This window comes from Pseudovibrio sp. POLY-S9, assembly GCF_001431305.1.
In the GTDB taxonomy this organism is placed as follows: Bacteria; Pseudomonadota; Alphaproteobacteria; order Rhizobiales; family Stappiaceae; genus Pseudovibrio.
The window spans coordinates 23,299-28,798 of the sequence record NZ_LCWX01000163.1 but is presented as its reverse complement, the minus strand read 5'-3'; the positions used below and the strand labels follow the sequence as shown (position 1 = coordinate 28,798).

6 protein-coding genes are annotated in these 5,500 nt (G+C 51.2%); 4 read left to right on the top strand and 2 right to left on the bottom strand.

Translation table 11 applies throughout. From position 1 onward, the window contains the following. Positions 1-862 (bottom strand): DJ-1/PfpI family protein (locus PPL9_RS14460; protein WP_057463355.1); only part of this gene is annotated, 862 nt, incomplete at its 3' end. Between the two features lie 81 nt (positions 863-943). Here PPL9_RS14460 and PPL9_RS14455 point away from each other — a divergent pair. The 4 genes from PPL9_RS14455 (at position 944) to PPL9_RS14440 (ending at position 4,938) form a co-directional block, all read left to right on the top strand. Continuing rightward, positions 944-2,164: an MFS transporter gene (locus tag PPL9_RS14455; protein WP_057463354.1), complete on the top strand. Its 1,221-nt coding sequence runs from the start codon at positions 944-946 to the stop codon at positions 2,162-2,164. A gap of 144 nt (positions 2,165-2,308) precedes the next feature. Further along, the gene (gene gatC, locus PPL9_RS14450) at positions 2,309-2,596 is read left to right on the top strand and encodes an Asp-tRNA(Asn)/Glu-tRNA(Gln) amidotransferase subunit GatC (protein WP_057463353.1); all 288 of its coding nucleotides are present in this window, start codon (positions 2,309-2,311) and stop codon (positions 2,594-2,596) included. A 27-nt stretch (positions 2,597-2,623) separates the two neighbouring features. Next, complete coding sequence (gatA, locus tag PPL9_RS14445; RefSeq protein WP_152986705.1) at positions 2,624-4,105, top strand: Asp-tRNA(Asn)/Glu-tRNA(Gln) amidotransferase subunit GatA; 1,482 nt, start codon at positions 2,624-2,626, stop codon at positions 4,103-4,105. 134 nt (positions 4,106-4,239) lie between these two features. Further along, positions 4,240-4,938, top strand: a complete 699-nt coding sequence (locus PPL9_RS14440) for a hypothetical protein (protein WP_152986704.1) — start codon at positions 4,240-4,242, stop codon at positions 4,936-4,938. A gap of 15 nt (positions 4,939-4,953) precedes the next feature. Here the strand turns inward: PPL9_RS14440 and PPL9_RS14435 are convergent, their stop codons facing one another. Further along, complete coding sequence (locus PPL9_RS14435; RefSeq protein WP_057463350.1) at positions 4,954-5,424, bottom strand: DUF2269 domain-containing protein; 471 nt, start codon at positions 5,422-5,424, stop codon at positions 4,954-4,956. Positions 5,425-5,500: the final 76 nt, after the last annotated feature.

Below are 5,500 nucleotides of genomic sequence, written 5' to 3'. Positions count from 1 at the left end.
GCTTGATGGAGCTGCGTTTGAGAAGGGCTGTTCTGGCAAGATCCAACCGAAGACGCTCTACGAACTGAGCTGGGGTCGCGCCAATGTCTTCTTTCAGGCGGCGGTGCAGGGTGCGCGTGGAGACACCTGCTGATTTTGCCATGTTCTCGATGGTCCAGTCTGCTTCCGGCTCTGACAAAATGATCTCCGAGAGTTTGGCGATGTTGGATTGACCGGCGGCTTGCAGGGAGAGGGCGGAGGAGAACTGAGTTTGCCCCCCGTTGCGACGCAGATAGACCACCAGCTCCTGCGCGGTCTTCAGTGAGATCGCTGCCCCCAGATCTTGCTCGATGAGGTGCAAGGTCAGGTCTATGCCTGCGGTGACACCTGCAGAGCTGTAGACATTACCTGCATTGACGAAGAGTTGGTTGAGCTGCCAGTTCACATTTGGGAACTCTGTTTGTGCTGTGGAAGCGCGGCTCCAATGGGTGCTGGCTTGCTTGCCATCTAAAATGCCAGCGTCTGCCAGAATAAGTGCGCCGGAGCAGATGGAGATGATGCGCTCTCCGTTTGTTCTTGCTGCAGCTTTTTGAAGAAGCGAGCGAAGGGTATTGCTGCCCAGCTCTTTATCGACGCGTCCTCCGGGGATGAGAAGATCAGCGGCTGGGTTCCAGTCGGATATCTTGCCATCAACGGCGATTTTGATCCCGGGCTGGGTTTCTACCGGCTGACCATCAACAGAGAGAATCCTGAGCTTATACTTGGGATGATAACTGTCTGCCGTCCAGAAAGCCTGCATCGGGCCTGCCAGATCCAGAAGGTTGATCCCGTGATACACGAGTGCATCTATATGACGGTAATGCTCGATTTGTGTGTTTGGCATGATTTGAAGCTTGAATGTCCTAACTGCCAATTGTTGTAGGCGGTAATCTCAAGGAGGTCAAAGTTTCTACGAGGAATAATTATGGGATTTTCAAAGGTAGCGGAGCCGGGGACTGCCTATAGGGCGCGCAATTTTCCGCTCATTTTGATTGCAACAGCAATCCTTTCCATGCAGATGCCAATCCTGATTGCGATCAGCGCTCTGGCAGGGTCTTATCTTGCACCCCATCCCATCATGGCAACTGTGCCGCTTGCCTTGCAGATGTTTGGTAACTTTCTGTTTGCTACACCAATCTCGCTGTTTATGGGGCGATATGGGCGTCGGAATGGGATCTTGCTGGGTGTAGTCCTGAGCATTATCGGTTCGTTGCTCTGCGTTTATGCGCTTTATTCCAATCAGTTTGTCGTGTTGCTTGTTGGACATGTTCTGTTAGGCATTGCCACGGCGGCCTACACTTTTATGCGGTTTGCTGCATCTGACAGCGCCAGCGATAAGTGGAAGCCCATGGCGATCTCGCTGAGCATGTCTATGGGTTTGCTCTCGGCTTTACTTGGTCCAAACCTTGTTGGTGTGGTGAAAGATTTTGGCGGTGTTATTCCATTTGTGGGCAGTTATCTGGCGTTGGCGGGTGTTGCCGTTGTTGGGGCGCTGCCTGTGCTTGGATTGAGCCTGCCGCCCGCTTTGAAAAAAGATCAGACTACCAAAGGGTTTGTTGCGTCCTTGAAGGTGCTGCGCCGACCAGCTGTCTGGAGTGCGACGGCGTGTGCCGGGCTCTCTTTTGGTTTCATGACTATGCAGATGTCTCCGACACCGCTTGCGATGGACTATTGTGGGTTTTCTGTTGGTCAATCCAGCGATGTAATCCGCTGGCATTTGGTTGCCATGTTTGGTCCTAGTTTTGTTACTGGCTTTATCATCCGCCGGATTGGCACGACCTCGGTCATGGTGCTGGGTTTGTTGATGCTTGCTGGGGCTGGTGTGATTGGTGCGCTGAGTGTTGAGATTTGGGCCTTCTATGTGGCTTTGCTCCTGCTGGGTGTTGGCTGGAACTTTGGTTTTATCGGCGCGACGTCTCGTTTGGTTGAGGTTGTTGCACCTGAAGATGCGCCGCTTGCTCAAGGAGCCAATGATTCAGTCGTGGCGTTAGTTTCTGCAATATGTGCGCTTTCAACGGGCATTTTGTTCAGCACTGTTGGTTGGGCAGGGCTTTCACTCTCGGCACTTCCCCTCTTGCTGGGGCTGGCGTTGTGGTTGGTGGTGTCGGGTGTGCGTGGCAGATCTCTGGAATATGCTTCTTATTAATCGGTACTGATTGGTTCCGTAATATCGAGAATATGAGGGATGAACAGCAGGGCAGTGATTGTTCTGCTGTTTTTTTGTGTTTATAGCTCTTTGCCATGAATTCGAGGCGGGCAGTCTTTTGCCCCCGTAATTTCGGAGTGAAACATGTCGGTTGATCTAAACACCGTAAAACGTGTTGCCGGTCTGGCGCGCATCAAGGTTGATGACGCGCAGGCGGAGAAAATGACTGGTGAGCTGAACACGATCCTTGGTTTTGTTGAGCAGCTGGATGAGGTGAATGTTGACGGCGTTGAGCCAATGACCTCTGTGGTTGAAACCACCATGAAGAAGCGCGCTGACGGCCAGAGCGATGGCGGTTATGCTGACAAGATTGTTTCCAACGCGCCAGTGCATGAAGACAACTTCTTCACCGTGCCTAAAGTTGTTGAATAAGCGCCCGATTTCACAAGGATAATGACTGTGACTGATCTTACCAAACTGACGATCGCAGAGGCGCGCGACAAGCTTGCTGCCCGTGATTTTACCGCAACTGAACTGACTGAGAGCTACCTCGGTGCTATCGAGTCCGGCAATGAGGCGCTGAACGCTTATATTGCTGTAACTGGCGATATTGCCCGTGAGCAGGCCAAAGCGTCTGACGCAAAAATCGCTGCTGGCGAGGCGCGTCCGCTGGAAGGTATTCCTCTCGGCATCAAAGACCTATACGCGACAAAGGGTGTTCACACTCAGGCGTGTTCTCACATCCTCGATGGCTTTAAGCCAGAGTATGAGTCCACTGTCACACAGAACCTGTTTGATGACGGTGCTGTGATGCTGGGCAAGTTGAACATGGATGAGTTTGCGATGGGCTCTTCCAACGAGACTTCCTTCTATGGTGACGTTGTGAACCCATGGCGCCGCAATGGCACTGAGACGGCTCTGGTTCCTGGTGGGTCTTCTGGTGGTTCTGCTTCTGCCGTTGCTGCTCATCTTTGTGCTGCGGCGACAGCGTCTGATACCGGTGGTTCCATCCGTCAGCCTGCTGCGCTGACCGGTACTGTTGGCATCAAACCAACATATGGCCGCTGTTCTCGCTGGGGTATGGTTGCGTTTGCGTCCTCATTGGATCAGGCAGGCCCGATTGGCCGCAGTGTGCGTGACAACGCGATCCTGCTGAAGTCCATGGCTTCTGTTGATGCGAAAGACACCACTTCTGTTGATGCGCCTGTGCCGAACTATGAAGATTTCATCGGCAAGTCCATCAAGGGTATGAAGATCGGTATTCCTAAAGAGTACCACATGGACGGTATTCCTGAGGAAATTGAAGCACTCTGGCAGCAGGGTATTGCATGGCTGAAGGAAGCTGGCGCTGAGATCGTCGAGATTTCTCTGCCACACACCAAATACGCTTTGCCTGCTTATTACATTGTGGCACCAGCGGAAGCGTCTTCCAACCTGGCGCGTTATGATGGTGTTCGTTACGGTCTGCGTGTGCCGGGCAATGACATTGTAGAGATGTATGAGAACACCCGTGCAGCTGGCTTCGGTGATGAAGTGAAGCGCCGCGTGATGATTGGCACCTACGTTTTGTCTGCAGGTTATTACGATGCGTACTACCTGAAAGCGCAGAAGGTTCGTACCCTGATCAAGCAGGACTTTGACAATGCATGGGCTGACGGTGTGGATGCAATCCTGACACCGACCACTCCTGATGCAGCGTTTGCTCCGGGCGAGATCACTGATCCAGTGACCATGTACATGAATGACGTGTTTACTGTGACAGCCAACATGGCTGGCGTTCCGGGCATGTCCATCCCAGCTGGCCTCAACAAAGACGGCCTGCCACTGGGCCTGCAGCTGATCGGCAAGCCATTTGACGAAGGCATCCTGTTCCAGGTTGGTGAAGTGATTGAGCAAGCCGCTGGCCGCTTCGAGCCTTCCGCCAACTGGTGGAGCAAGTAAGCCTCAGCGCTGCTGCTATGAAATGAGAAAGGCCTCGGAGAGATCCGGGGCCTTTTTTCTATTTGATTGCTTTCTGGTGATGCTTTGCGGAAATGGAACTTTGTGTTTAAAAGTTTTCTATGGATGAGAATTACATGAAAAAAATTTTAGCCTCTGGAAGGCGGGGGATCGATAATTTGTGTTCGCTCTTGCGCAGAATGTTGGATCTCTTTAAAAATGGTGGCCGGTTTGATAGAAGTTTGGTTTTAAACGGCTTTTCGATTGCTATCGCTGTTGTTTCATTAGTTGTTGCAGTTGTCGCAATTTATGCTGGAGCTACTGGTCCTAGGTTGCGTGTAACACTGTTACATCCCGAGTTTTCTGTACAAAAGAAGATGGGGGCATGTGAAGGCATCTTTGCGATCCCTGTAGTGATAAGCTATGATGGAGATCGCCAAGGTGTTCTTCAACGGTTTTGGCGAGTCGCGTCTAGTCCTATTGGCTTTCAATTTATTTCAAATGAAGGCAAGCTGCCTGAGGCTAACTTAGACCTTTGGTTTGATGATAGAAGTTTTGGAGACAATATTTCATCAGGAATTGAGTTTAGAAATCTCGAAAGTCCAGGTTATGTTGACATGCAAAAATTATATGCGAAGCAATTTGATGGTGTTGTTGTTGATGCTGGAGCTGTAGAAGTGCGTTACGTGTTGGGAGAATTCTCCCTGCAAAATTTAAAGCAAAAAGACGAAATTTTCCTAGGGTACGGCATTGGTGTTAGCTTTTCCAATGGAGCTTTTTACACACAGGATAATGAGGTGCTGCCCGTGACTGGCAAACTGCTTGATTGTGTTTAGTCGATTCAATGTTTTTTAACCAACCTCCGGCCTCACAATCATCAACCAAACAATCCCAAGTATCGCAACGAAAGCCGGAAAGCCGCAGGCGAACCAGATGCGGTAGAGGGTGTGGTAGCGGGGTGGCAAGGGTGTGCATGTTTGGGCGGCTGATGTGGCGAGGTTTCTGAGTTGGATTTGTATCCAGACCACTGGGAGCCAGAATGCGCCAATAAGCATGTAAAGTGCGAGTGAGAGCACGATCCAACCTTCGGTCAAAGACCAGCCAACTTCTCTTGCCAGCAGATATCCGGTGATTGGCTGAATGATCACCGCAGTGGCTGTGAAAAGGGTGTCTGCAATGACAACTGTTCCGGCAGTGTGAGCGATTGCAGTGGTATCCAGAGATCTGGAAGCGATCACCATGAAGAAAGCTATGCCTGCGCCTGTGCCGATGAGAACGCAGGCACCGATGATGTGCAAGAACTTGAGAAACTCGTAGGTCATCTCTCCTCCAGCAGCAGAATGGGAAAGAGGACAAGGATCATGGCCGGGATTGTTTTGACATATGGGCCAAGAGGAT

What these genes read in the sequence shown, in the direction of transcription:
- PPL9_RS14455 (WP_057463354.1), top strand. Translation starts at nt 944, where the DNA reads ATGGGATTTTCAAAGGTAGCGGAGCCGGGGACTGCCTATAGGGCGCGC.
- gatC (WP_057463353.1), top strand. Translation starts at nt 2,309, where the DNA reads ATGTCGGTTGATCTAAACACCGTAAAACGTGTTGCCGGTCTGGCGCGC.
- PPL9_RS14440 (WP_152986704.1), top strand. Translation starts at nt 4,240, where the DNA reads ATGAAAAAAATTTTAGCCTCTGGAAGGCGGGGGATCGATAATTTGTGT.
- PPL9_RS14435 (WP_057463350.1), bottom strand. Translation starts at nt 5,424, where the DNA reads ATGACCTACGAGTTTCTCAAGTTCTTGCACATCATCGGTGCCTGCGTT.